The sequence below is a fragment of the Microcystis aeruginosa FD4 genome (assembly GCF_009792235.1).
In the GTDB taxonomy this organism is placed as follows: domain Bacteria; phylum Cyanobacteriota; class Cyanobacteriia; order Cyanobacteriales; family Microcystaceae; genus Microcystis; species Microcystis viridis.
Genome location: NZ_CP046973.1, coordinates 534,271 through 559,048, shown reverse-complemented (window position 1 = coordinate 559,048; position 24,778 = coordinate 534,271). Strand labels below are relative to the sequence as shown.

30 protein-coding genes and 1 pseudogene are annotated in these 24,778 nt (G+C 42.3%); 8 read left to right on the top strand and 23 right to left on the bottom strand.

The annotated features are described in order from the left end of the window. Positions 1 to 46 precede the first annotated feature (46 nt). The 10 genes from GQR42_RS02840 to GQR42_RS02800 all read right to left on the bottom strand — a co-directional run bounded on the left by GQR42_RS02840 (position 47) and on the right by GQR42_RS02800 (position 8,009). Positions 47 to 736: a J domain-containing protein gene (locus tag GQR42_RS02840; protein ID WP_158198828.1), complete on the bottom strand. Its 690-nt coding sequence runs from the start codon at positions 734 to 736 to the stop codon at positions 47 to 49. Next, positions 733 to 939: a hypothetical protein gene (locus GQR42_RS02835; protein WP_158198827.1), complete on the bottom strand. Its 207-nt coding sequence runs from the start codon at positions 937 to 939 to the stop codon at positions 733 to 735. Before GQR42_RS02835 ends, GQR42_RS02840 begins: the two co-directional genes overlap by 4 nt. Before the next feature lie 428 nt (positions 940 to 1,367). Next, a complete protein-coding gene (locus GQR42_RS02830; protein ID WP_158198826.1) occupies positions 1,368 to 2,132 on the bottom strand; it encodes a PD-(D/E)XK nuclease family protein in 765 nt (254 codons plus the stop codon). A gap of 405 nt (positions 2,133 to 2,537) precedes the next feature. Then, on the bottom strand, positions 2,538 to 2,771 hold the full coding sequence (locus GQR42_RS28250; protein WP_233271242.1) for a transposase: 234 nt from the start codon (positions 2,769 to 2,771) through the stop codon (positions 2,538 to 2,540). Then, positions 2,764 to 3,042, bottom strand: a complete 279-nt coding sequence (locus GQR42_RS28245; RefSeq protein WP_233271241.1) for a hypothetical protein — start codon at positions 3,040 to 3,042, stop codon at positions 2,764 to 2,766. Before GQR42_RS28245 ends, GQR42_RS28250 begins: the two co-directional genes overlap by 8 nt. A gap of 256 nt (positions 3,043 to 3,298) precedes the next feature. After that, positions 3,299 to 3,853, bottom strand: a complete 555-nt coding sequence (locus GQR42_RS02820) for a phycobiliprotein lyase (protein ID WP_158198825.1) — start codon at positions 3,851 to 3,853, stop codon at positions 3,299 to 3,301. A gap of 34 nt (positions 3,854 to 3,887) precedes the next feature. Continuing rightward, positions 3,888 to 4,865, bottom strand: coding sequence for a glycosyltransferase family 2 protein (locus GQR42_RS02815; RefSeq protein WP_158198824.1), 978 nt, complete (start codon positions 4,863 to 4,865; stop codon positions 3,888 to 3,890). 29 nt (positions 4,866 to 4,894) lie between these two features. Then, positions 4,895 to 6,112, bottom strand: a complete 1,218-nt coding sequence (locus GQR42_RS02810) for a glycosyltransferase family 4 protein (RefSeq protein WP_158198823.1) — start codon at positions 6,110 to 6,112, stop codon at positions 4,895 to 4,897. Between the two features lie 2 nt (positions 6,113 to 6,114). Beyond that, the gene (locus GQR42_RS02805) at positions 6,115 to 7,074 is read right to left on the bottom strand and encodes a GDP-mannose 4,6-dehydratase (RefSeq protein WP_158198822.1); all 960 of its coding nucleotides are present in this window, start codon (positions 7,072 to 7,074) and stop codon (positions 6,115 to 6,117) included. 14 nt (positions 7,075 to 7,088) lie between these two features. Beyond that, positions 7,089 to 8,009 (bottom strand): glycosyltransferase family 2 protein, encoded by a 921-nt coding sequence (locus GQR42_RS02800; protein ID WP_158202353.1) that lies wholly within the window; start codon positions 8,007 to 8,009, stop codon positions 7,089 to 7,091. Positions 8,010 to 8,258: 249 nt separating this feature from the next. Between GQR42_RS02800 and GQR42_RS02795 the strand changes: the two genes are divergently transcribed. Both GQR42_RS02795 and folB read left to right on the top strand, forming a co-directional pair. Next, positions 8,259 to 9,242 carry a glycosyltransferase family 2 protein gene (locus tag GQR42_RS02795; RefSeq protein WP_158198821.1) on the top strand — a complete coding sequence of 328 codons (984 nt, stop codon included), beginning with the start codon at positions 8,259 to 8,261 and terminating at the stop codon, positions 9,240 to 9,242. A gap of 132 nt (positions 9,243 to 9,374) precedes the next feature. Then, positions 9,375 to 9,731, top strand: coding sequence for a dihydroneopterin aldolase (folB, locus tag GQR42_RS02790; protein WP_002755742.1), 357 nt, complete (start codon positions 9,375 to 9,377; stop codon positions 9,729 to 9,731). Here the strand turns inward: folB and GQR42_RS02785 are convergent. Beyond that, positions 9,718 to 10,260, bottom strand: coding sequence for an NADPH-dependent FMN reductase (locus tag GQR42_RS02785; protein WP_158198820.1), 543 nt, complete (start codon positions 10,258 to 10,260; stop codon positions 9,718 to 9,720). The two genes, folB and GQR42_RS02785, sit on opposite strands and share 14 nt — an antisense overlap. Before the next feature lie 161 nt (positions 10,261 to 10,421). On the opposite strand from GQR42_RS02785, the gene GQR42_RS02780 reads away from it, so the two are divergent. Beyond that, positions 10,422 to 10,748: a hypothetical protein gene (locus GQR42_RS02780; protein WP_024969378.1), complete on the top strand. Its 327-nt coding sequence runs from the start codon at positions 10,422 to 10,424 to the stop codon at positions 10,746 to 10,748. On the opposite strand, the gene GQR42_RS02775 is transcribed toward GQR42_RS02780, so the two are convergent. The 3 genes from GQR42_RS02775 to rseP form a co-directional block, all read right to left on the bottom strand. Continuing rightward, entirely contained in the window at positions 10,745 to 11,353 is a 609-nt protein-coding gene (locus GQR42_RS02775) for a rhomboid family intramembrane serine protease (RefSeq protein ID WP_158202352.1), read from the bottom strand. The two genes, GQR42_RS02780 and GQR42_RS02775, sit on opposite strands and share 4 nt — an antisense overlap. A 76-nt stretch (positions 11,354 to 11,429) precedes the next feature. Then, on the bottom strand, positions 11,430 to 12,086 hold the full coding sequence (nth, locus tag GQR42_RS02770; RefSeq protein WP_158202351.1) for an endonuclease III: 657 nt from the start codon (positions 12,084 to 12,086) through the stop codon (positions 11,430 to 11,432). Then, positions 12,086 to 13,177 (bottom strand): RIP metalloprotease RseP, encoded by a 1,092-nt coding sequence (gene rseP, locus GQR42_RS02765; RefSeq protein WP_158198819.1) that lies wholly within the window; start codon positions 13,175 to 13,177, stop codon positions 12,086 to 12,088. The genes nth and rseP overlap by 1 nt, the downstream gene beginning before the upstream one ends. 236 nt (positions 13,178 to 13,413) lie before the next feature. On the opposite strand from rseP, the gene GQR42_RS02760 reads away from it, so the two are divergent. Beyond that, positions 13,414 to 13,653, top strand: coding sequence for a hypothetical protein (locus tag GQR42_RS02760; RefSeq protein WP_158198818.1), 240 nt, complete (start codon positions 13,414 to 13,416; stop codon positions 13,651 to 13,653). Between the two features lie 164 nt (positions 13,654 to 13,817). Here GQR42_RS02760 and menA read toward each other — a convergent pair whose 3' ends face one another. Next, the gene (gene menA, locus GQR42_RS02755) at positions 13,818 to 14,729 is read right to left on the bottom strand and encodes a 2-carboxy-1,4-naphthoquinone phytyltransferase (RefSeq protein WP_158198817.1); all 912 of its coding nucleotides are present in this window, start codon (positions 14,727 to 14,729) and stop codon (positions 13,818 to 13,820) included. 410 nt (positions 14,730 to 15,139) lie between these two features. On the opposite strand from menA, the gene GQR42_RS02750 reads away from it, so the two are divergent. Next, complete coding sequence (locus GQR42_RS02750) at positions 15,140 to 15,433, top strand: hypothetical protein (protein WP_158198816.1); 294 nt, start codon at positions 15,140 to 15,142, stop codon at positions 15,431 to 15,433. Here the strand turns inward: GQR42_RS02750 and hrcA are convergent. Together hrcA and GQR42_RS02740 are read right to left on the bottom strand one after the other, a co-directional pair. After that, positions 15,420 to 16,496 (bottom strand): heat-inducible transcriptional repressor HrcA, encoded by a 1,077-nt coding sequence (gene hrcA, locus GQR42_RS02745; protein WP_158198815.1) that lies wholly within the window; start codon positions 16,494 to 16,496, stop codon positions 15,420 to 15,422. The two genes, GQR42_RS02750 and hrcA, sit on opposite strands and share 14 nt — an antisense overlap. Positions 16,497 to 16,653: 157 nt before the next feature. Next, positions 16,654 to 16,992: a rhodanese-like domain-containing protein gene (locus tag GQR42_RS02740; RefSeq protein ID WP_158198814.1), complete on the bottom strand. Its 339-nt coding sequence runs from the start codon at positions 16,990 to 16,992 to the stop codon at positions 16,654 to 16,656. A gap of 733 nt (positions 16,993 to 17,725) precedes the next feature. On the opposite strand from GQR42_RS02740, the gene GQR42_RS02735 reads away from it, so the two are divergent. After that, on the top strand, positions 17,726 to 18,436 hold the full coding sequence (locus GQR42_RS02735) for a sirohydrochlorin chelatase (protein WP_158202350.1): 711 nt from the start codon (positions 17,726 to 17,728) through the stop codon (positions 18,434 to 18,436). Then, a complete protein-coding gene (folK, locus tag GQR42_RS02730) occupies positions 18,433 to 18,891 on the top strand; it encodes a 2-amino-4-hydroxy-6-hydroxymethyldihydropteridine diphosphokinase (RefSeq protein WP_158202349.1) in 459 nt (152 codons plus the stop codon). The genes GQR42_RS02735 and folK overlap by 4 nt, the downstream gene beginning before the upstream one ends. 229 nt (positions 18,892 to 19,120) lie before the next feature. On the opposite strand, the gene GQR42_RS02725 is transcribed toward folK, so the two are convergent. After that, entirely contained in the window at positions 19,121 to 19,555 is a 435-nt protein-coding gene (locus GQR42_RS02725; protein ID WP_233271240.1) for a transposase family protein, read from the bottom strand. 439 nt (positions 19,556 to 19,994) lie between these two features. Between GQR42_RS02725 and GQR42_RS02720 the strand changes: the two genes are divergently transcribed. After that, positions 19,995 to 20,759, top strand: coding sequence for a YebC/PmpR family DNA-binding transcriptional regulator (locus GQR42_RS02720; protein WP_158198813.1), 765 nt, complete (start codon positions 19,995 to 19,997; stop codon positions 20,757 to 20,759). Between the two features lie 421 nt (positions 20,760 to 21,180). Here GQR42_RS02720 and GQR42_RS02710 read toward each other — a convergent pair whose 3' ends face one another. The 5 genes and pseudogenes from GQR42_RS02710 to GQR42_RS02690 all read right to left on the bottom strand — a co-directional run bounded on the left by GQR42_RS02710 (position 21,181) and on the right by GQR42_RS02690 (position 24,703). Continuing rightward, a complete protein-coding gene (locus GQR42_RS02710; RefSeq protein WP_158198811.1) occupies positions 21,181 to 21,792 on the bottom strand; it encodes a 4Fe-4S single cluster domain-containing protein in 612 nt (203 codons plus the stop codon). Between the two features lie 81 nt (positions 21,793 to 21,873). Continuing rightward, the gene (locus GQR42_RS02705; RefSeq protein ID WP_158198810.1) at positions 21,874 to 23,055 is read right to left on the bottom strand and encodes an RtcB family protein; all 1,182 of its coding nucleotides are present in this window, start codon (positions 23,053 to 23,055) and stop codon (positions 21,874 to 21,876) included. A 209-nt stretch (positions 23,056 to 23,264) separates the two neighbouring features. Next, a pseudogene (locus GQR42_RS02700) lies at positions 23,265 to 23,462 on the bottom strand (COR domain-containing protein); the annotation flags it as partial. 23 nt (positions 23,463 to 23,485) lie between these two features. After that, entirely contained in the window at positions 23,486 to 24,331 is an 846-nt protein-coding gene (locus tag GQR42_RS02695; protein WP_158198808.1) for an IS5 family transposase, read from the bottom strand. Between the two features lie 21 nt (positions 24,332 to 24,352). Beyond that, the gene (locus GQR42_RS02690; protein ID WP_233271238.1) at positions 24,353 to 24,703 is read right to left on the bottom strand and encodes a leucine-rich repeat domain-containing protein; all 351 of its coding nucleotides are present in this window, start codon (positions 24,701 to 24,703) and stop codon (positions 24,353 to 24,355) included. Positions 24,704 to 24,778 lie beyond the last annotated feature (75 nt).

The following is a 24,778-nucleotide window of genomic DNA, read 5'->3' as shown; positions in this document are numbered from 1 at the left end:
TGGTCTTGATCTATTTTCGTCTTTTTTTTTGCCCATGGCTAGAGATTTAATTTTGGCACTGACTGGCTATCTGTTTAGCTTCCACCTGTAAACGCTGGGCCATGCGAAACATTTCTTGGCCGGTGTGGAGAGAGCGATCATCGTAGTTAAGGGTAAAGGTTTCTAATTCTTCTAATCCATCAGTGAGATGATTGAGACAGTAGTAAAGAGAAGCGGCCACTTTGGCCATTTTGGCAGGGTTGGGCCGTTGGCAAAAGAGGGTTTTGGCTCGATCGAGATTTTGGCGACAGGTTTCTAGATAGTCTTGAAAAACAGCCATTAACTGATCATCGAAGGGATCGGCGGATAGGCGATCGATCTGACCTTTGAGGGGCCGGATAATTTGACCAATCAGACGATTAATCGGGCTATAGGTCTGGTTATACCACTGTTTGACCAGGGCTTCGTCTTCCCGGGCTGCTTCTTTGTAACGATGGTAATCTGCTTGGACGGTGGCAGTGCGTTGGGCGCGTTTTTCGGGAGAATTGGCGATTAGTTGATTATCGTAGTCTTTTCTTAGTCTCGGATCGCTTAAAATCTCGTAGGCGGCGTTAATAGCGACGATTTTATCGTGACTGGCACTATCGTTTTGACTATCGGGATGGAATTGTCTGGCTAAACGCCGGTAGGCCTGTTTAATCTCGTCAGGGGTCGATTTATGGCTGATTTCTAAGGTTTGGTAGTGGTTGCCGGTCATGGGCGCAAGCGATCGATCTGTCTTTTGTTATTATCGACCATGGTTAACGCCGCAGAGAAGAAGAATTGTCGAGAATGGGGGTGTGGGGGATGGGAAGGATAAATAAAAATAATCTCCTGACTCGGAGAATACTGACTCCTAACCCAATGGTAGATGTGAGATTTTTGCAGGAGTTCTATTGTTTTTGAGCTAAAGATAAGCAAAAATTATTTATTGACTACAAACACTTGAGAATATTTAAATTAACATTCCGCAATATTTATAAATTCTTAACAATTAATTGAGAAATATTTTTATTTAACAACGATGTTGCAATAGTTACAGCGATTTGGTAGAATTTCATAGTTGGTTATTCTGTACTTTTTTGGGCGGCAATGGTTGAAACCCTTGCTACACCTACAAGGTAATCCTAATTAAGACAGGTAAATGAGTCAATTTCACCCACAACGATGATCTTTTTTTTGTGTAGTTTTATTGCAAAAAAAAAGTTTTTTTGACAACAAGCACAAAGTATGATAACAAACCAACGCATTTCTGGCTGCGAGTAATTATTGCAGAGTGGGGGTAGGGTGTGGGGAGAATAAATAAAAGCAATCTCCCGACTCGGAGAATTCTGACGAAATTGGCAAAATTAGACAAAAGGATTGATTTCAGGGATATCCTCGATCGAGGGTAACTCTATTTGGCCCGATCGCTCTTGTGCAACATAATAGGGACAATGAAGCTGACAATCGGGACGATGGGGAAAATTGACTAAATCATGTTGGTATGCTGATAGATAGCGATCGAGAGCCTTCAATAAACGGCGTAAATCCCGCCCTGTCTGTTGGTGTAGTTTCTGATTATAGTTAAAAGTAACTTGTTGGGGGCTGCGGGGTAACTGCACAAACCAATAGGTCATCGATAAACTATCAAGAGGATAAGCAGAAGTTTCTCCCAACACATACAGATAAAGTCTCGTCTGCCAATTTTTGGCTAGTTTGTCGGCATCGACAGGTTTTAAGTAGGTTTTCCAGTCAAAAATTATCGCTCGATCGCTCTCTAGTAAAATTAAATCATAGATAACCGTCAATAAATAATTACCCACAGTTAAACTGCGACAATGTTCCGCTTCTCGATTGGCTTCTCCCGGATTTTGGGCAATTACTGGGGCAGCCTTTAACAGGGCCGTTAAACAATGTTCTAACTGTTCATTTTCCCCTAATAGGGAGGCGATCGGCAGCCCTAATTCCCGCTGCTGTAATAATAGGTGAAACTGGCTGCCCCATTCTTGCCGCTGCAATTGCCCGGGGTCAGCCGGTGTGTTAAGTTGCTCTAGATAGACTTTTTGAAATCTCGGTGGACAGGTTTCCAATAGGTTTAAATGGCCTTGGGCAAGACGATAGATCTCAGACATGATAGGTTATCGTTAATCAAACAGTAGTTAGCCTAGGGTTTTGGGCTGACAGATGGTAAGAAGCTTTTGACTAAGTGAGTGGGTGGAATTAAATATAAGATGAACGTAGGTTGGGCTTCGGCCGTGAGCTTTTGCCGAACGGTTGAAGCATGAAACCCAACACCCGCATGGGTTACGAAGTGCGCTAACCCATCCTACAAATAATTGTGCCTCCCTACTTATCTAAATTCAGTAGATGGAAAAGGTTGAATAACCGGTGTTGTCAAGTTTGAAGATGATGGCGCACCAGAGCAGACTTGAAAACGCTTTAAGAGTAAGGCTTTCGTTGTGTCGCAATTCATTCTTCATATTCTGAGCTGACAACGCCATATCTTCAGCTTTTGGCCAGACAATAAATTGACTTTTTCAAGTATGTCTTCTTGGCTTTCCCGAATAATATATTTTTTGTTCTTGATCATCGGTCGGTCTCTCCACGGGCTGTTCTGCGCTATCAACAATCAACTCATAATCCCTTAATTGTTCAATTATTATTTCCTCTTCTTGGCACTTCTTTATTTGTTCTAAAAAACTTGGCGGTAACTCGCCTTCAAAAAGTTTTTGCCAATAGGTAAAGATATTATGAGCCGTTGATTCACTCACTTGAAACATTAGTCCTCAGAGTTGAAAGCTTAGATGATGTCTTAAATAAACCAACATTAGAACAATTTGTTCCCATAGCTGATAATTTAGGAGGTGTTCCGCTTCCTGGTTGATTAATCCTAATTTTGGTTTTTTCGATTTCTGATTGGTTTTTCCGATGTATAAGTTTTCCAAGTACCCTCAGTTGTTCTAGTTGTTGGTAGTCAATTCCTAATCGTCTTTTAGTTTGTTTTGGATATTTTTGAATGGATTCCCAAGTGTAGTTTTTCATGGCTTTTTTTGAGTCACTATTTGTTTTATTATATCCTATTATTGTGATTTAATAAAATTAGGTCGAGGTCTAATTGGATGCCAGAATATCATTAACCATATCGTGCCGCCTACGCGGGTTATCGATTGAAACACCACTTTTTAGGGAAAGTTGACCGATTTTGAGCATTATTTTTGCTCCTTAATCCTATCGTTTCCCCACGATAAAATCTACCCCTGACTGGAGAATCAAGGGGGGGGGGAAAAGAAATATTTTTTTAACTGACTTTACACTCAACTCCAAAACCGACCAAGAGAACTTTTTCTAAGGGTTCCCCCTCCTGGGGACGTTGATAGTTAATAATTTTGCGAATTCGCAGGTCTGGATTGATTAAAGTAATTGAATCCACGGAAACACTGCGAGTATAATTGGTGGTCATTAATAACTCTCTCGTGGTGGAATCAAAGCGAAAAGCGGAGATAATTGGTCTTGCTTCTTCGTAGGCGCAATCACGAAGATAATCCCCTTCTAAATAACCGTTATTTTCTGCTTTAACCACAAATAAAAGATTAAGATTTTGTCGGACTTCTTCCCCTTTTTCCGAGATGGTATAGAAACCTAAATTAAACCCAGGGATACTTTCTAAATTAGCAATCTCAGGATAGTTATTATCTGTGAGAACTTTCTGTTTAATCTCCCTAGTTAGGGGTTGAATGAGAAATTCAGTACGGGAACGTTCCACTTCTTGATCAGCTAGATAATGATAGGTTCTTTCTGTTTGCCAACTACCGACACAATAGGCAAAAAATTGCTGAAAAATTTCGGTATTCATAGATTTAATTCTCCTCTTGTCAGTATCTTACCTTTTAAGTTATTTTATCAGTAACTTGTTCCCTATTTTCAAAACCATAACAATCTCGAACAAGATAAAGTGGCCTACCCTTAACTTCTTCATAAACCCTGCCAATATATTCGCCAATAATACCAAGAGTGAGTAATTGAATTCCTCCTAAAAATAAGACGGCAACCATCAGAGAAGCGTATCCGGGTACATCGATTCCTAAAATAATAGTCCTGAGCATTAAAAAAATAGCATAAACAAGACTAACAAGTGCAATGATAAATCCTACATAAGTCCAGACTTTCAGAGGCAAAAAACTAAAAGAGGTAATACCATCGAGGGCAAAATTCCATAATTTCCAGTAATTCCATTTAGTTTGTCCTTGATATCGCGGTTCTCGATCGAATAAAATTGATGTCTGTTTATATCCCACCCAAGCAAATATTCCTTTCATAAATCTTTGACGTTCGGGCATCTTTTTAATTGATTCTACCACTCGGCGATCGATTAAGCGAAAATCTCCCGTATTAGGGGGAATAGGAACCCGACTTAATTTATTAATGACTTGATAGAAACCTTCTGCTGTAAAACGTTTCAACCAACTTTCGCCAATTCTAACCCGACGCGACGCATAAACCACATCATAACCCTGCTGCCATTTTTCAATCATTTCGGCAATTAATTCGGGGGGATCTTGTAAATCAGCATCAATAGGAATGACTGCCATCCCTTGACTGTAATCAATTCCTGCTGACATGGCAATATCTTTACCAAAATTACGGGATAAATTAACTACTTTAATTTGTGGATAACGTTGATGATATTCCACGAGATTTTTGAGAGTATTGTCACGACTACCATCATTGACGCAAACAATCTCATAACTGATATTTAGTGCCTCTAAAACCGCTAAAAGTCGCCTAAAGAGAGCCTCGACATTTTCTTCCTCGTTATACAGAGGAACAACAACAGATATTTTCACTGGTATTTGATTTGATAGCATATTAATTGACAAAAAACTAGAGAAATTTCCTAACAAATATCAGCAGTTAAAACTTGTTCGTACTTACCGGCTGCTTGCTGCCAAGTATAATTATCTTCGATTAACCTGCGAGCATTTCTAGATAATTTTTCTCGTAACTCTGCCGATTCAAAAAGACGACTAATCTCCGTACAATATTCCTCAATACTATTAGCCCTTAAGGCGGCTAAAGGAACATTATTTCCTTCCACTGTTAACCCTTCTAAACCTCGATCGCTGGCTACCACTGGCACCCCCGCAGCCATCGATTCTAGGGTTTTAAACTTCATTCCAAAACCCGTTCTTAGGGGAATAACTGCCACAGTTGCCTGATGAAGATAGGTGATCATTGATGGTACTCGTCCCGTCACAATCACTCCTTTTAACTTAGTTAATTCTTGCACTTCTAGGGATGGATTAGCACCGACTAGAGTTAAAGTAGTATCGGGGTAAGTAGTTTGAATACGAGGTAAAATTTCCCTGGCTAAAAAACAGGCCGCATCGATATTAACCCAATAATCTAACCCACCGATAAACACTAAATTATGTCCAGCAGTATCCTCGGTACGATAGGGAAACAAATCTAAATCTACTGCATTAGGAATTAAATAAATCTCTCCATTGGGGGCAAATTCTTCCATTTGTTTTTGATCATCATCGGTGGTGACGACAATTTTTGAGAATTTCTGCACAGTTTTTTGTTCGTATCGACGCATGAGAGGAAGGTAGAGACGATCCCGTAATTCTTGACTAGAAACCCCAATTTCTAATTGACTTTTGCAGGTTTGATAGAGGGAACTATGCACATCAATTACTGTCCTAATTTGCTGTTGCCATTGGGGACGAATATAAATTTCATTAACGCTATGTTCACTGGTAATTACTGAGAATTTTTGACTCTTAACTGCCCTATCTATCCAGTTCTGCATCTCTTGAGAATAGCCAAAAAGTACATTGGGAGGGGTTCCCGTTTGCAGGAATTGAGCTAATCTTTGCAGTTTAGCAATTATTCCAGTTTTGGCATCTCGAGGACGGGGAAAAACTACCAATTCACTAACAAAGTTACCTAACTTTTCTACCTCCTCATCGCTGACATCAGCAGTACGCTGAACGATGAGAGTAATATCATGATTTTTGCTGAGATACTTGAGTAAATTAAAAGTTCTGCCCTGAGTTCCTCCTCTGGTTGGGGGATAGGGAAAGGCGGAACTAATCATTATGATATTCATAGCTATTTCTCTAAACGATTTTCTACCATCATGCGGACAATATCAGTCATTTTGTATTGTGCTTGCCAACCTAATTTTTCCTTAGCTTTGCCTGGATTACCGCGACTAATGGCTAAATCTGTTGGTCTTAATAAACTTCGATCTGAGATTACATGATCTTGCCAATTTAAGCCAACAGTAGCAAAAGCTGTGGCGACAAAATCCTCTAGTTTTGAACTTTCTCCCGTGGCAATGACGTAATCATCGGGTTGCTCCTGTTGCAGCATTAAATACATCGCTTCAACGTACTCCGGCGCCCAACCCCAATCCCTTTGAATATCCATATTTCCTAAGTGCAAAGTTTCGGGACTTCCCTGGGCAATTCTAGCTACGGCAGCGATAATTTTTTGGGTAACAAAGCGCTCGGGACGCAGGGGAGATTCATGATTGAAAAGTATGCCTGAACAGGCAAAAATTCCATAGGCTTCTCGATAATTAGCCACTTCCCAAAAAGCCGCCGATTTGGCGACAGCGTAGGGACTGCGAGGACGAAAAGGGGTATTTTCATCGGCAGAATTATCGCCAATATCCCCGAAACATTCACTCGATCCAGCATTATATAATTTAATTTTTGCTCCAGTAAATCGAATTGCTTCTAAAAGATTTAAGGTTCCCGTGGCAATACTTTCTAAGGTTTCCACCGGCTGCTCAAAAGATAAACCCACAGAACTTTGTCCAGCCAAATTATAGATCTCATCGGGCTGAATTTTAATTAAGACCTGTAGGACACTGCGAAAGTCATTCAGTGCCATCGATTCTAGTTTTACCTGTTCCTTGATTCCCAAACGCTTCAGGTTACTAAAAGAGGACATTTGGGCATCCCGGGAGGTGCCACAAACTGTATAACTGGCTTTTAACAGTAATTCGGCTAGGTAGGCTCCATCCTGCCCCGATATACCACAAATTAACGCTTTTTTACCCATTTATTTACAATAATTTACTTTTGAGGGGTTAACATCGCCTTGGCGGCCTCGCTTAAATAACCGATTTGTCCGTAGGCATAGAGAAGATTCTCAAAGCTTTTAGCGGGATCATTGATAAATTTGACAGATTTAACCAATCCTCTCACCAAGCGCTCACCTCCTCGCCTAAATTGAGCCAATCCCGTTCTTCCTGCCACTTCTTCCCGGTAGTGTTCGCTGATGCCTTGCCACCAACTGCGACGCATAAACCATTGACGATTGATTCTTTCTGGGGCAACATTGTGTTCCACCAATGCTGCGGGAAAATAGCCCACTTGCCATCCCTGGGCGAGTGCCAGTTCCGTAGTGTATAATTCCTCGTTAGAGAGGAGTTTTTTGCCAATTCTTCCCAAATTAGGGTCAAAACCGCCAATTTTCTCCAAGAAATCCCGCCTAATTGAGTAATTAACCCCTCGCGGAGTTAAATCCGCTTGGCTAATGTATAACACATTGTCGCCCAAATCGAAAGCCCCTAAACCCCCTGCTAACTCATCGGATAACCAATTGGGTTGACTGTAGCCTTGCGGCCAAATTAAGGTGACTTTTCCCCCCGCTACTGCCAGTTTTTCGTTATTTTCGTAAGCATTTAACAGAATTTGCAACCATTGAGGATCAGCGATCGCATCGTCATCCAAATATGCTAAGATCGGCGCCCTAGTTTCCTTCGCCCCGCGATTTCTGGCGGTAGATAGCCCTAAAATAGGTTCGTAAACATATTTTAGCCGCCCATCTCCCAGACGAGACTCGGCCACTTGACGGGTTTTATCGGTAGATGCGTTATCAACCACTAAAATCTCGCAATCTGGGCAAGTTTGCGCCAAAAGACTATCGATCGCTCCTTCTAGGTAGTGATCGCGGTTGTGGGTACAGATAATCCCTGCTATTTTAGGAGCCATGGCCATCAAGGTTACTCATTCAATACTCTAAAACTTAACATTCCTTTGCAAAAATGTAAAAATACTTTTAAAGCCGTCAGCCGTCAGCCGTCAGCCGTCAGCCGTCAGCTAGATAATAGTGATGATAACTAGAAAAATGGCCAATTAATTGCCTTTCTCAAGTAACAAGCTGATTACTGATAACTGATTACTGATTACTGATAACTGATCACTGATTACTGATAACTGATAACTGATTACTGAAATATTATGCCGAAAGTAACTGTTTGTATTCCCACCTATAACCGCGCCGATTATCTCACCTATTCGATTAATAGTGTCTTGCGGCAGACTTATGAAGATTTTGAGTTAATTGTCTGTGACGACGGTTCTTCTGATCGAACCCCAGAAGTGGTGGCAGCATTTCAGGATTCGAGAATAATTTATCTGCGTCATCCCCAAAATATTGGCAGAAGTTTAAATATGCGATCAGGTTTTACGGCTGCTCGGGGAGAATATTTTATTAAATTCGATGATGACGATGGACTAACTCCTGAATTTTTAGCGAAAACTGTCCCTATTTTAGATCAAGAAAAAAACGTTGATTTTGTCTGTACCGATCACTGGATTATTGATAAATTTGGACAAAGAGTTGTATCAGCAACAAAAAAAAATTCAGCGAAATGGGGCAAAGATAGATTACAACAAGGGATTATTCCTGATTTAGAAAGACAAACTTTTTTCTATAAAAGTTTACAGGTGGGTTCGACTCTTTTCCGTTATCAATCTTTGGCCGATGTGGATTATATGCGCCCTCAAGCGGATGGTTGTGAAGATTTTGATTTATTAGTGCGTTTAGCCTTAGCCGGAAAACAAGCTTATTTTCTGCCGGAATTATTAATGGAATATCGTTTCCATGGGGGTCAAACTAGCTTAAAGCAAGCGGTTCACTTTTTGCAAGCCAACTTGTTTTGTACAGAAGGTTATCACTTTAATGATCTAAAATTAGAAGAAGAAAGAGTGAAAAGGACGGCTTTTTTACAGGAATGTTTGGGAATAAGATTAATTGAAAAGGGAGAAACCGAAGCTGGGCGAATTTTAATAGAAAAAGCCTCGCAATTGTCAGGAAAATCCCGACGGGCCAGACTAGGTTTACTGCTTTCCTATTTACCTCTGAACTTGAGACAATTAGCTTTTCAAGGTTTCCGTCAACTACGCCCCAAAGATTACGCCGAACAGGTAAGAGCCGTGTAAACTATAATTTATAGCAGTTATCTTATCTGGTCGGGTAGGAAGTTTTCGTTTTCGGGAGCCGGTTCTCCATACCAAATTAGGTTACACTTCATCTTTGTGGGAAAAGCCGCCAGTTTTTTAACTTAACTATCTATGGATACTATTCACGTTACAGGAATTCGTGCCTACGGTTACACAGGATATCTCGCCGAAGAACAGGTTTTAGGTCAATGGTTTGAGGTGGATTTATCCCTAGAAGTTGATATCAGCATTGCTGGCAAAAGTGACGCAATTGAAGATACTCTAGATTATCGACAAGCGATCGAAATTGTCAAACACCAGATTGAAACCGGCAAATTTGCCCTAGTGGAAAAATTGGCCACAGTCATCGCTGAGGATATCCTACAACTCGATCGAGTGCGACAGGTAAGAGTACAATTATCGAAACCCGCCGCCCCAATTCCCCATTTCACCGGTAAAATCACCATTGATATTACTAGATCTCGTTGAGTTTACGGGTATTATCGACTAAACTTTGAGCAAAAGCGTCAAAACGTTGGGAAAGCTTCTCGTCAAGGATTTTTCCTTCTTCGTTGAAGACTTTCCACGCTTGTCCTAAGCTAATTTGTTCGGGAATCACCCAAGCATGAACCCAACGGAGAATGATTCTTAAATCATTTAGGGCATTACTATTGGATTGGCCGCCTAAAACACTGATTAATCCGGCAACCTTTCCCGATAACTCCTCAAAACTCATTAAATCTAGGGCATTCTTCATCACACCACTGACACTGCCATGATACTCCGGTGTCGCCAAAATTAATCCCGCTGCCGATTTAACCGTTTGCTGCATTTTGGCCACATCGGGATAGTCAGAATAGTCATCTCCCCCGTTACAGAAGGGTAAAGAGAGTTTTCTCAGGTCAATTATCTCCGTTTCTACTCCTAACGCCCCTACTCGACTGATAGCAACTTCTAACGCCATCGCACTATAGGATCCGGGGCGTAAACTGCCATTAATACCAACGATTTTGATCATAGAATTTATACGAACTCATAACGACTACATATAAGCTAACAAAAAAAAGAGACAATTGGGGAAGCTTAGTTAAAAAAATATGTCGATGGGGCGGGGGGAGCGATCGATCTAAGTTTTAATAGGAGTAGAAAGAAAGATTTATTCCATTTCCCCTCATTGCCATGCCAGAATTTCTCGATTTTCTCAAACATAAATATGCCTATGTGGCTATTGGTGAATTTAAACCGGGGTGTTTTTCCGAGGCCCAAAAACTCTACGAAAAGGCCGTTTCCACCTATTCTACGGGATTCCAAGGGGCTTTTCTGCTGCAAAAACCTGGAACCGACGAAGGAATTGCCGTGATCATCTGGGATAAAATCGATGATATGGAGGCCAATAAAAGCGAAGCCCATGAATTATTGCTGAAATCCATGGCTCCTCTGTTTGTGAAACCGCCTGTCACCGATTTTTATGAAGTATGTAGCGAGATAGAAGGTTCCCCCATTTAGGGATAATGTTTCTTTTCGGTGGCGATTAATTTGGCGGCTAAAACCCCGCCTAGGAAACCAAATAAATGTCCTTGCCAAGAAATCCCCGGACGGGAAGGCAAAACGCCCCAAATTGTGCCACCGTAGAGTAAAAAGACTAGAATTGACAAGAGTATAGAAGGAATATTTCTCTGGAAATAGCCTCGCAGTAATAAAAAACCTAAATAGCCAAAAATCAAGATACTTGCCCCGATATGGGTGTATCCGGGAGCAGCAAATAACCAGACTCCTAACCCCCCCACCAGCATAGTTAACCCAGTCACAATAAAAAAGTCACTGGTTTCCTGTAACATCACCAACCAACCGAGAATCAGGAAAGGAACCGTATTAGCAATAAGATGGGGAAAGTCCCCGTGTAGGAAAGGTGCGAAGAGAATACCCCGCAATCCGATGACTTGATGGGGAATAATCCCGAAATCGTCTAAACTGCCCCGAAAAACAAATTGATCTAAAATCTCTAACAGCCAAAAAATCGCCACAAAAGTAGCGAGGATTATTGCTTGGGTTTTTATTTCTTGCCGAGAGCCTTGACTCATAAGATTGATGGATGAGCTATTTTTTCCCATTATAGCCCCCCACATCAGTTATCAGTTATCAGTTATCAGTGATTCAGTTACCAGTTATCAGGTGTGAGTTTACTGTTTACTGTTTACTGTTTGCTGCGGGACAAAGAGGGGCTAATTGACAGGAAAAACAAGCGGGATTTCTTGCTTTACAAACTGCCCGGCCGTGGTAAATAATACTAATAGAAAAAGTTTCCCAATCCGGTTGAGGTAGTAAAGCCATTAAATCCCGTTCAATTTTCACCGGATCGTTATTAGTAGTTAAACCCAAACGATTACTTAAGCGCTTAACGTGGGTATCTACTGTCACCCCCTCAATAATCCCGTAAGCGTGAGCAAGTACCACATTAGCCGTTTTTCTAGCTACCCCGGGTAAAGTTAATAATTCCCCCATTGTCTTGGGTACTTCCCCCTGAAAATCCTTGATAATTTTTTGACAAGCACCCTGAATATTTTTAGCTTTATTGCGATAGAATCCCGTGGAACGAATGAGGGTTTCTAACTCCTCTCGCTCGGCAAAAGCTAAGGATTTAGCATCGGGAAAACGAGCGAATAAAGCAGGAGTCACCTTATTTACCCGCTCATCAGTGCATTGTGCCGAGAGAATAACTGCCACCAATAACTGCACAGGAGTTTGATAATTTAAACTACAGGTTGCCTCTGGATATAATCGCTTTAGGTTGCTTAAAATTTCTAGGGCGCGCAGTTGAAGCTTAGTTTTTTTTCGAGGGGCGATCACTGGAATAAATCCTGAAAAACTGCTAGGTTAGCCGTGTCGCGCACGATTAAGAAAACTCCTAATCCTAAGAGTAAAACTAGACCTGTTTGCATGATGTTATCTTGCAGTTTAGTTGGGAGAGGTTTACCTACCAAAGCCTCGATTAATAAAAATACCAACTGACCGCCATCAAGGGCAGGTAAAGGCAGAATATTAATCACCGCTAAGTTAATACTAATTAGGGCGGCAAATTGAAAAAGATTACCCGCATCATTACGAGCGATTGCTGCTCCGTATTCGACAATTTTAACCGGTCCTGCTACCTGTTGAACACTGTCTTTGAAGTTACTAACTAACTGCCCAAAACCTTGCACGGTTAATAGGATTAATCGTTGAAATTCACCCGCACCCAAGCTAAAAGCTTGCCCAAAACTATCGGCTTTTAGGCGAGTTTCTTCACCGTTAGGAGCCAATCTCACCCCAATTTTACCCTGACCATCACTTCCCAATTCAGGAGTAACGATTAAATCGAGAGTTTCTGTCGGGCGTTTGATGGTTAATTTTAGGGGTTGAGCGGGGGAAGATTGAATAATGTCACGGAAGTCAATAATGGCATTTTGAGAAGCACCAAGGGGCTGATCATTGATAGCGAGAACAATATCCCCCGCTTGCATTCCCGCTTGTTTAGCGACGGAATTTTCCGAGGTGAAAACCTCTGGAATAATTACCCCTTCTTGATAGTTAATTTGGGGAAAACCCACCGTAGCGACTTGGGTAACAAGCAAAAAATAGGCAAAAATTAAATTAGCAATTACTCCCGCACTAATGACGATAGCTCGATCGAAAACGGGACGATTGCGTAATAAATCAGGATCGTTATTGGGAATTTGACTATCGGGATCATCATCGGGAAAACCAACGTAACCCCCTAAAGGAATGGCGCGGAGGGCGTATTCTGTTTCTTTACCTTGATATTTAGCTAAAGCTGGACCAAAACCGATGGAAAAGCGATTAACATGGATAGATTGCCAACGGGCGGCGGCAAAATGACCCAATTCGTGAACGACAATTAATAGGGCAAGTACACCGATCGCTATTAAAACTGACATGATGATCAAATTATAATGATTAGGGGTCGAGAAGGTCGTTGCCGACCTCCCCTCCCATTCAGAACCATACATGAGATTTTCACCTCATATGGCTCCTAGTTTGACTGTTCCCTTGTTCAGGATACAGCTTGACATCCTTTGGTTAACAGTATATCATCTTGTTTGACAATTTCCCTAGAGGATGTCTTACCAGATGATTCTAGGCTCTCGCACTTCTTTATAGTACAACTCAAGGCATGGCGGTTTCAATTGCTGGCTTGCCAGAACAAGTTGATCCTCACTGGCGACGCGGTATCAGTTATCTCAAAATTGGCTTACGTTGCCTACAAGGAGTTTTTCATAAGGGACGAGAACTTCTTCTGCCTATTCCCCTTCTCCCCAAAGCTCCCGAACCAGTTTTTGCCTCAAAGCCAGCTGAACAAGATTCCTTTGAACGAATTTGCTTCTCTCGCATCCGTGCCTTAACCTGTCAGTGATTCACCAAGAATTTTCAGGCAGTCAGGGAATTCGGTTAATTTTTTTTTCGGTCTATCCCGCCTAAATATGAGGGGTTCGCAGGCAAGCACGGATTCCCATTGTGAATATAAGTATATGTCAAGTGGCGGGGTTTTGTCAAGGGGTTTAAGAAAAAAAATCGGGTTTATGAACGGGAAGCAAGGCAATAGCCAAGGGCGAAGAGAATGCCAATAAAAAAGTGAAGATTAACCGCTATAAACTTGCAGTTACTGACTCGCTGAGGTTGGTCGTGATTTTGGCTAACGTGGTTGACTAATTGCCAAGCGAAAGGGAGACTAAGAAAGATTAAGAGGGTGAGAGGGGGATAAACTTGCAGCAGGACAAAAACTACCGTTAAAACGTAAACGATAACCGTCACCGCGGTTAAAACTCGAGAACCTTTTAAAGTACCTAAACGGGCAATGGGTGATTTTTTACCCGCTTTGAGATCATCGGCGACTTGATGGAAATGGGAACAAAAAAGGATGATAGAAGTGGTAATCCCAATAATAATTGAAGCCGCTAGACTAGAGACAGAAAAAGTACCGGCTTGGGAATAGTAGGCAGCCGCAATCGCCAAGGGGCCAAAAGTAAAGAAACAAATAATTTCACCTAATCCTTGATAACCGAGACGGAAGGGAGGCCCTTGATAGGTATAGCCCAAAAAACAGCAGAGGGCGATTAATTCTAGGATCATCCAATCGCCTCGCCAATAACTAATGGCAAAAATACCGGCGATACCCACTAAGAGAAAAAGATTACTCAGCCAGAAAATTAAAGATTTATTGCCGGTTAAATTAACGATCGAATGGGCCTTATTGACATCGATCCCAGTATCGGCATCAAAAACATCATTGCTGAGATTTAACCAAGCGAGAATTAAAATAGCTGAGAGGATAAAAGTGGCAAAAATCGGAGGAGAAAATCGACCTGTTTCCTGATAAGCGATCGCTGTTCCCAGAATAATCGGTATAATCGCCACACTATACATTGGTAGTTTAATGGCTGCTAACCAGAGTTTTTTGGCCGAGGGAGTGGTGACAGTATCGGTGGTCATAGTTAAATGATAATCAGGAAAACTCGAGCGCTCTAGGGATAAAAAACGAGGGTTTAAGGTAGAATTATAGCTTTTTGTGCCTCAACTAGAAAGGCGGCATTTGATATTTGTGTTGATCAACAGAAGTTATTAAGTATCTAAGCACAATTAATTACACATCTAAGCCACTACTCCGTCAGACTGCTGCTGTGATCAGTAAACAGTGAACTGAAAACTCAAATCCGATCCCTAATAGCTGTATCGGAGTCTCGGAGTCTCGGAGTCTCGGAGTCTCGGAGTCTCGACTAGGAAATTAATTTTGCACGACTACTTAAAAATGGTAGGGGTGCAGGGGATGCGCCCAAAATTGAACAGAGGATGTTATTCTCTAGACAGTCAGCTGAAAATTCCCGCAACTTTCCCAGCCACCGATGAGAGCGATCGCTAAAGATGATATTCTTTGTATTCACCATGAAGATGTACCGGTTTATAAAAAAGGCGGTTCATTGGTGAGAAATAGTTATTTTTGGGCGCTAAAATCGATCGCCTGTGGGGCGCGTCGGGGACAGGATTGGGAGTTCGATGCGGAGGTGTGGGTGGCGCTGGTGCGGATGTTGCTCTGTTTTGCCAATTCTGGTTATTTGGGCGATGGTGAGACAATTTTAGAGTTTACTGTCGATTGTCCCATTCCCGAACCTTTGCGGGCGATATCTACTTACTTATAGCCTCGCTGAGATAATTAGCGGTGGATTCCACCAGAGGAATAGTATTTTCGTATAACATTCGCGTCGGTCCGATAATGCCGACACTACCGACGGGAGTGTCTCCTTGTTTATAAAAAGCGGAGATAAGAGTGCAAGGGCGCATGGATTCCAGAGGATTTTCGGAACCAATGGTTATTTTGACTTTTTTAGCTGATTTTTCCAGTTCTGGTCTTTGTAAAATCAGGGGTAAAAGGCGATCCTGTTCTGCTTCCAATAGATGCAGTAACATTTGTACTTGTTGCCATTGGGCGAATTCTGGCTGTCGAATGACTTCAGCGACACCATGGACGATAATCTCCGGGGTGGCAGTGGATTGGAGACTAGCGCTGATTTCTTGGCTTAATTGTTGGAGAAAATGGGTATAACGGGCAAATTCTCGCTCGATTTGCTGCCAATCGAGGTTAATTAAATCTGCCAAGCAATAACCTTTTAATTTTTCCCCGAGAAAATTAGAGAGGATTTGTAATTCTTCTGCTAATCCATCCTCCTTGTCCGTTTCCATGGACTCAGGAATCTCTATCATAACCGAGCGTGTTTGTAAACTATCTGTAACAATAATTAACATGATCTGCCGGGCTGAGACGGGGACTAATTGCAGATGACGCAGGGTATTGGTGAGGGTGTGGGGGAGGGTAACGATAGCGATATAACCGCTTAAACCGGCTAAAAATTGGCTGGCCTGTTGCAGAAGACTTTCGAGACTCCAAGCGGGAGATTTAGCGTTTCGATGCAGATAATAGCCGATTTTTTCGCCGATACGGTCATCGGGAGTCATTAACTCATCGACGTAGAGACGATAACCCCAATCGGAGGGAATGCGTCCGGAGGAAGTGTGGGGTTGATAGAGTAAACCCTCTTTTTCCAGTTTACCGAGAGCATTGCGAATAGTGGCGGAACTAACAGTAAAATTATACTCCTCCACCAGAGTTTTCGAGCCAACCGGTTCGGCCGTGGCGATATAATGTTGAATTGTCGCCTTTAATATCTGTTGATAGCGATCGCTGAGATGAGTTCTAGCGGACATAGGGGAATAATCTTAAGAAAAGATTTATAACAATTTTTTAGACAGTATAACGCTTAATCAGTTATCAGTTATCAGTTATCAGTTATCAGTAGTCAGTAATCAATGGGGAGAAAGGGGATAGTTTGCCCCTCTTTTTTCCCGATTGGGGCGATCAAAATTAGTAACGGGGAATATTAGGATCGACGAGGAGGGAATAAGCATCGATGCCGCCGTTAATATTTTTAACATTAGTAAAACCCTGACTTTGTAGCCATTGGCACATCTGCAGGGATCTCATGCCATGGTGACAGATAACGAGGGTTTCCGCTTGGGGGTTGAATTGGGTGGCAATAGTGGGCGACCATTCTCGGTATTGACTCAAGGGTAAAATGGTAAAACTGGCTACAGATGCGATCGCAACTTCCTCCGGTTCGCGCACATCAATAAGTTGTAAATTAGGATCATGATCGGCTAAACGGAGAGCGAGTTCATGGACGCTAATTTCGGGAATGCACATAGATTTGGTCTTAAGAATGGGTTATCTTTCCTTTAGATTAGCAAATCGAGCGACCCTGAGCGGTTAGGGACTTGCGTAGGAATAATAAGCTGCCCGCGTATTTAAATTGCTTGTTGAGACGAGGCACTCTTGCACTCTTGCAACAGCAAAGGGATTGGGGGGGATTCGGCTAATTATAAGAATAAGCGGTTTAAATGCGTCTTAGCTTATCCCAGCCAGACAATCGCTCTGTAGAAGATCAGACCAGCCCTAAATGGTACATTATCAAAGCGCAAGTCCCTGACATCGCATCATTAAGGCGGCGGCGGAAAGGGCAGGTGTTAACCCCCACGTCTCCGCTCACTGGTCGCGCCATGCCCATGCTTGGAGAATGGCTGTGATAAGTACCTAAGCAAAATTAATTACACATCTAAGCCGTCAGCTTTTTGCTGTGATCAGTAAACAGTAATCAGTAATCAGTGAAAAGACAGTAGGAAACTTCTATTTAATACTGCACACTTAAAACTCAAATCTGATAACTGATAACTTGCCCACTGATAACTGATAGCTGTCTCGGAGTCTCGGAGTCTCGACTAGGAAATTAATTTTGCACGACTACTTATCAGGGGCATTTATGCCTAAAGGTAGACAAAATGTATTAGGCTAAAAGCTAAACTATTTTGGCAAGATTTCTTTGAAGACCTCCTCAGCCTACTTATTGGTTTTCCACGGTAGTCGCGATCCGCGTCCAGCCATGGCGGTGACGCGATTGGCAGCCTTAGTTCAGGAAAAAATCAGTCAACCCGCCGAAAGATTGGCGAGTAAATCGGAGTTTAGCCCCTCTATAGCGGTTCTAGAAGCAGATAATCGGGTATTAGTAGGGACTGCCGCCCTAGAATTAGCGATAACACCTCTCCATCAACAAATAGAAGCTTTTGCCCAACAAGCACAAAGCCAAGGATGTAACCGGTTGCAGATTATCCCCCTGTTTCTCCTGTCGGGGGTTCACGTTAAAGAAGATATTCCCGCGGCCGTGGTCAAAGTGCGATCGCCGATTGAGCTAGAGTTAAAGCCCCATTTAGGCAGTTATCAGGGCATAAAATCGCTGTTATCCCGACAATTTGCTGATTTAAGCCCGCAAGACCGCATTTTACTGGCCCACGGTAGTCGTCGCCCCAGGGGTAATCGGGAGGTGGAAAATCTAGCGGCGTTTTTTGGGGCAATTACAGCTTATTGGTCGATAGAACCGAGTTTATCCCAACAAATCGAGAGTTTAATCGCTCAAGGTAGCCAAAAAATCGCTATACTGCCCTATTTCCTCTTTGCCGGTGGAATTACGGCGGCGATCGAAGCCCAAGTTTTTGAACTATCACAAAAGCATCCAAATGTCAATATATCTTTAGGTAAATCTTTGGGGGCGACAGGGGAATTAGCCGAGATTATTGTTGAGGAAGGATGTGGATGAAGCGGGCGGCGATCGCTTTGGGCGGTAATTTAGGGGATTCAGCGACAATTTTAGGGCAAGCTTTAGGGGAATTAGAGCGAGTCAAAGGAATTAAACTAGAAGCTCATTCCCAATGGCATCAAACCGTGGCCGTCGGGCCGACTCAGCCCGATTATCTCAACGGTTGCGCCATTGTGCAAGTGGATTTATCGCCCTTAGATTTACTGCATAAATTATTAGAAATCGAGCAGTTATTCGGGAGAGTCCGACGGGAAAAATGGGGACCGCGTACCCTCGATTTAGACTTAATATTTTATGATGACCTGATCTTAGAAACGCCCGAATTACAGATACCCCATCCCCGCTGCCGAGAACGGACCTTCGTGCTGCTTCCCCTGGTAGAAATTGCCCCCGATTGGCGAGATCCCGTAACCGGAAAAACTATCCTTCAGCTATGGTCGGAATTGGAAAAGTAAGAAATTAGGAATGGGCAATTAGACATCTCCAAAAATTTATAAGTCAGTCACAGCAAGGAAGAGAAGCCGATTAGACCAAGAGTCAAAATTAGCTCTCAAAACCGATTAATCAGGGTTTAAAGAGACAAAATCCAATTTTGACGGAAAACTATGGCTAATTATAACGTCAATTACTTCCCCTGATTGCTCCCATTCTATTACTTCTAAAATTAGCGCATCTCAACCTTACTCAGCCGCCAACGGTAAGTAAAACCGATTTATATCGACTTTTCTTTAATCTAAATCTTTCTTGAACCACTTTAAATACTTTGACAAATCGAATTAAATGCTCAACAAAAATTCGCCGAGATGATAAAACTTTATTTTCTTTAATTTGATTCTCGGTTAATTCTCCATTCTTGTTTTTTTTCTCAGGAGTTCTGCTTTGATTTTCTCCCAGGTAAGCTTTATCCCCAATAAAAGTTTGTTGAGAATCGAATTTGCTTAAAGTTTGCCGACAGATTTTTATGTCGCTCGTCGGACCAGGTTGACCAATAACTACATCAACAATATCTTCAGCTTTTGGCCAGACAATAAGTTGTTCTAGTTGTTGGTAGTCAATTCCTAATCGTCTTTTAGTTTGTTTTGGATATTTTTGAATGGATTCCCAAGTGTAGTTTTTCATGGCTTTTTTTGAGTCACTATTTGTTTTATTATATCCTATTATTGTGATTTAATAAAATTAGGTCGAGGTCTATTGTAGGGGCGAATTGCCTTCGCCCTCTTTGAATAACTTCTGCTGCTCACCAGTTAAGTGAGAGAAAGTCACAAATATTGAGATGCACCCCTCCTGTCGACCGTCTCCCGTTAGGAGTTCTAGCGGTGGGTGGTTTAAGTTTCGCTTGAAAACGCAGAAACAAGCAATCTTAGCCGGCTAATATGGGGAAATTATTTGATTTAACCGCTCTCAAAATCTAGATGGGTTTTTTATGCTGCGATGATAGTTCTCCCCCTCAATATTCCTGAGAATCGCCTCATTACCTTGCAGTCGTTGACAATTATCCCCGGATTTACCAAGAGCGATCAATCTGTTAGATTTTTGATGTTGGATATCTTAGATAGATATGGCTGGTCATAGTAAATGGGCAAATATTAAACGACAAAAAGCCCGGGTTGACGCAAAAAAAGGGCAAACTTTCACCCAGTTATCCCGGGCGATTATCGTGGCTACCCGTAACGGTGTTCCCGACCCGGCGGGCAATTTTCAGCTACGCACGGCGATCGAAAAAGCCAAGGCGGCCGGTATTCCTAATGATAATATCGAAAGAGCGATCGCTAAAGGGGCGGGAACTTGGGAAAATGACTCGGCTTTTGAGGAAATTCGCTACGAGGGTTATGGTCCCGGGGGTGTGGCGATCCTGATCGAAGCACTGACCGATAATCGCAATCGCACGGCTGCGGATCTGCGGGCGGCTTTTAGCAAAAATGGCGGTAATTTAGGTGAAACGGGCTGTGTGGGCTGGATGTTTGACCATAAGGGGGTAATTCACCTTGAGGGAACTATTGATGAGGATAAGCTTTTAGAAGCTTCCCTAGAGGGAGAGGCCCAATCCTACGAGTTTTTTGAGAGTGAGGAGGAAGGTCAAGGGGCAGAAGTTTTTACTGAGGTGTCTAACCTGGAGAGATTGAATAAGGTTCTGCAAGAAGCGGGATTTAAGGTCAAAGAAGCAGAATTACGCTGGATTCCCACTAATACCCTAGAAGTGAGCGATCGAGAACAGGCCCGTTTTTTATTCAAGTTAATCGACACCCTAGAATCCCTCGATGATGTGCAATCGGTAACGGCTAATTTTGATTTAGTCGAGGAATTGATGTTAGTGGCTCTGTGATCCTAAATCCCTAGGCAGTGATCACTGATCAGATTTGAGTTTTCAGTCAGCGGTATGAAGTGAGAGTAAGTAGTTGGACAATCTTTATTGCTGATCACTGATTACTATTTAGGGACTTGCGCTTTGATAATGTACCTTTTGGGCGAACGCAGTTCGCCCCTACATTGTGGACAAAATCCGTTACTGTCGGGGCGCAAAGCTTGCGCCCTCCGCGCGGAGGGGGTTTGCTGATCACCCTAAGTAGGGGGAGAGCCTTTGAGAGCCCCTTCCAATAAGGGACTTGCGCTTTGATAATATGCCATCTGGCTGGTCTGATTCTTCTACAGAGCGATTTTCAAAGCTGGGATATTATTCCCACGCCAGTCCCTTACTGATCACTGATTACTGTTTACTGATCACTGATTACTGATTCTCAGCCCGCTCAAGAAATAATCTGTCCCCAAAATCCCGTAAAAATTCGGGTTCCGTCTTTGAGAATATGAATTTCCACTTGATCCGATGCCCAATTAATCTGATCTTCCAAAGCGGGATTGAGGACGTGAATCCGTTGATTCCTGGAAGAAACGGGAGAATCGGGGGAATGAATAGCTAGGGATTCCACATAGGCCCCATCCACCAAAATATCTAACTGGGCCAATAATTCTTGAGAGTGGGGCGGTGCTTTGGTTGAGCGCAATTGTTCGATCGTAAATCCCGTGAAGGACATCACATTTAAGCCTTTTTCTTTAACATATTTAGCTAATTCTGTCAAGGCTTTTGCTTGCCAAAAAGGTTCACCCCCGGAGAAAGTTAAGCCCCTGTTGCGGGGATTAGCCAAAATTTTGGCAGCTAGAGACTCAACAGTAATTAATTGATTGATCTCGAAAGGCCAGGAAGCTTGATTAAAACAGCCCCGACACTCGCGAGAACAACCCTGTACCCAGACCACCGCCCGACAGCCGGGTCCGTTAACGGCGGATTCATCCACATAGCCCATGATATTGAGATGATGGGCGGGAATTTGCGCTAATTCGGCAGCAATAGTCAGACTCATCGCTTATAATCCTCGATCGATTCCTATCTTTTTCATGGTAGAGAAAAAACGGCAAAAATCGAGCGCTCTTGCCATGATTTGTTAACCTTTGACACACAGCACCTGCTTGAGAGTGGCGACAATTTCCACTAGATCAGCCTGTTGATTCATTACCTGTTGGATCGGTTTATAAGCCCCCGGAATCTCATCAATAACGCCCTCATCTTTGCGGCATTCAACCCCTTCGGTTTGGGCGATTAAATCATCAAGAGTAAAGGTTTTTTTAGCCAGATTTCTCGACATCAAGCGCCCGGCCCCGTGGGAACAGGAACAGAAGCTATTATGTTCCCCTTTGCCTTTAACAATATAAGATTGCGCTCCCATGGAACCGGGGATGATACCATAATCGGTTTCTCGGGCGCGGACGGCTCCTTTTCTGGTGACATAAACCTCCTCGCCAAAATGAATTTCTTTTTCGGCGTAATTGTGATGACAATTAACTACTAAGAGGGGTTTAGTTGGTTTGCCTCCCGCTAGATGTTTTTCAACAATGCGCTTAAATCTAGCCATCATAATTTCCCGATTATAACGGGCATATTCCTGCGCCCATTGGAGGTCGTGCCAGTAGGCAGTAAATTCTTCTGTACCAGCAACAAAGTAGGCCAGATCCAGGTCAGGTAATTTACATTCTGCTAGTTTGGCTAACTCTTTAGCAGTACTAATATGACATTGGGCCAGTTGATTACCAATACCTCTAGAACCGGAATGCAGCATTAACCAAACTTCATTGTCTGTATCTAAACAAATTTCGATAAAGTGATTACCACCCCCCAGAGAACCCATTTGTTTAAGGGCTTTTTTCTCTAGGTTCTGCACGCCTCGATGAATCTGTTTAAATTCCGCCCATTTTGGCCATTTAGTCACTTCCCGATCCACTTCTTTATTTTCAGCAAAACCGACGGGAATATTCGCTTCCACATCGAGACGAATTTTTTTGAGTTTTCCCTGCAATTGTTCACCGGTGAAAGGCATTTTTAGGGCAGCCATGCCGCAACCGATATCGACTCCGACGGCGGCAGGAATTACGGCGTCTTTGGTGGCAATCACCGAACCGACTAAAGCACCTTTACCCAAGTGAACATCGGGCATTAAAGAAATGTGTTTATAAATAAAAGGTAGGGAAGCGACATTTTTGGCCATTTGGGTTTCTTGGGGTCCCAATTCATGCCCTGCCCAAGATAAAATTGGTGTCGATATGGAAAGATCCAGAGTTTCGTAAGCCATAGTTTTTATGAAATAATCAGGTAAAAAGCGGATGCAACTAAAGACGTAGGTTGGGTTGAAGCATGAAACCCAACGCCTCAACGGATTTAGTATAAGAGGTTGAGAACGGGAAAAGGCCAAGAGTTTTCCCAATTTGATAAAAAGAGAGATTAATATTAAATATTTGTAAACTTTTTCGCCTAAGTTACCTTTCTGTGGTAGGCAAATCTTTACTGCTCCGATTCGGGGGTTTCTTGGGAGGTGTCATCGTTGTTGGTTTTTGGTTCTTGTCCTTTAAAAATCGGGATAGATCGCCAAAAACCCTCTAAAAACTGATTGAAGGTCGTTTCATTGATTTTACCCGTCAAGAGCAATAACACAATCACAATAAGAGCAAAGATAAAAATAATTGTCAAAACGCTGGTAATAAACTAGACCTCCTGCAAAAGTCTTATTCAGCTACTTGATTATAGCCTAAAGCAAGTTCGTAGTTGTAAATGCCAGCGATTAAATTAAATCTCAGACCAAAACGTCGTCTCCGATTCCTGTATCTTGATGATAAAATTCTAAATCTCTTCAGACTTCTGTGAATAGGTTCGATAACAATTCTTTCTCTTGATAACTGGCAATTAAATTCTTTTTCTTCTAAACTTAATTCTTTATTTTTCTTTTTTTTGTTAGGAATTCTACTATTTTTGTGCAGCTTTTGAATTCCTTGATCGCCCTTATCTGCTAAACATTCAATATTTTTATCCATCCCAATTTGACTATTTTTCCAAAGATTAAAGTCATGTATTCTTCCCTTCCCATGAGCGGTACAGACTATCATTCCTGTTTTTTGAGCCGCAAGAACTTGCGATTTTATTGTATGATAGCCTTGGTTCCCGCTATAGTAATCTTCCTGCTTTTTTTGAGATCTTTCTATCTCATGCTCTGCTACATCTACTACCACTACCTCTAGGTCACTATTGACCTGGTGAACTGTCTTTTTCCCCGGCAGATTAAACAATCCAGATTTTATCAGAATATTTTCTACCTTTCTAGTGATTCGTAGGGCTGTTGTCTCATTAATCTCCCAATTAATTGCGAGATGGAAATAAGTACTATATTCCCGTAAATACTCTAAGGTCATCAAGATTTGGTCTTCTAGACTTAATTTACTTGGTCTTCCCGATTTTTTTTGCAGAACTTTTTCGGCAGCCAAAACCTTCACCATATCCTTAAATGTTTCAGGATATACTCCACAAAAGCGTTTAAACTCTTCTGGATTCAAATTTTTTACTTTTTCGTAAGTCATGGTTTTTCTGAGTGTTTTACTTTATTGTACATAATCAGTTCCTATTTTTGCAGGAGGTCTAATTTCCGGAGGAACGTTGGTAATCGGGTTATTTTCGAGGAATAATCGCTTCAGGTTGACTAGGTGAGCGAGCGCTTCTGGAATCTCGCTGATTTGGTTATTGTTGAGATAGAGGACTTGCAGGGAGGTGAGTTGAGCGAGCGCTTCTGGAATCTCCCTGATTTGGTTATTGTTGAGACCGAGGGATTGCAGGGAGGTGAGTTGAGCGATTTCGGGGGGAATTTCTGTTAAGTTTCTGCCAGACAGAGCCAACTTCCCCGCTCTTTCGTCCTTTGCCTGTTGAATTAACTCTAATACTTTCTGTGCTGTCATTGACCATCCCCCCGCTACTATATTTACTCCATTTTGGCAAAAGATCGGGTTAATGCAACTGGTTGAGACCTCATC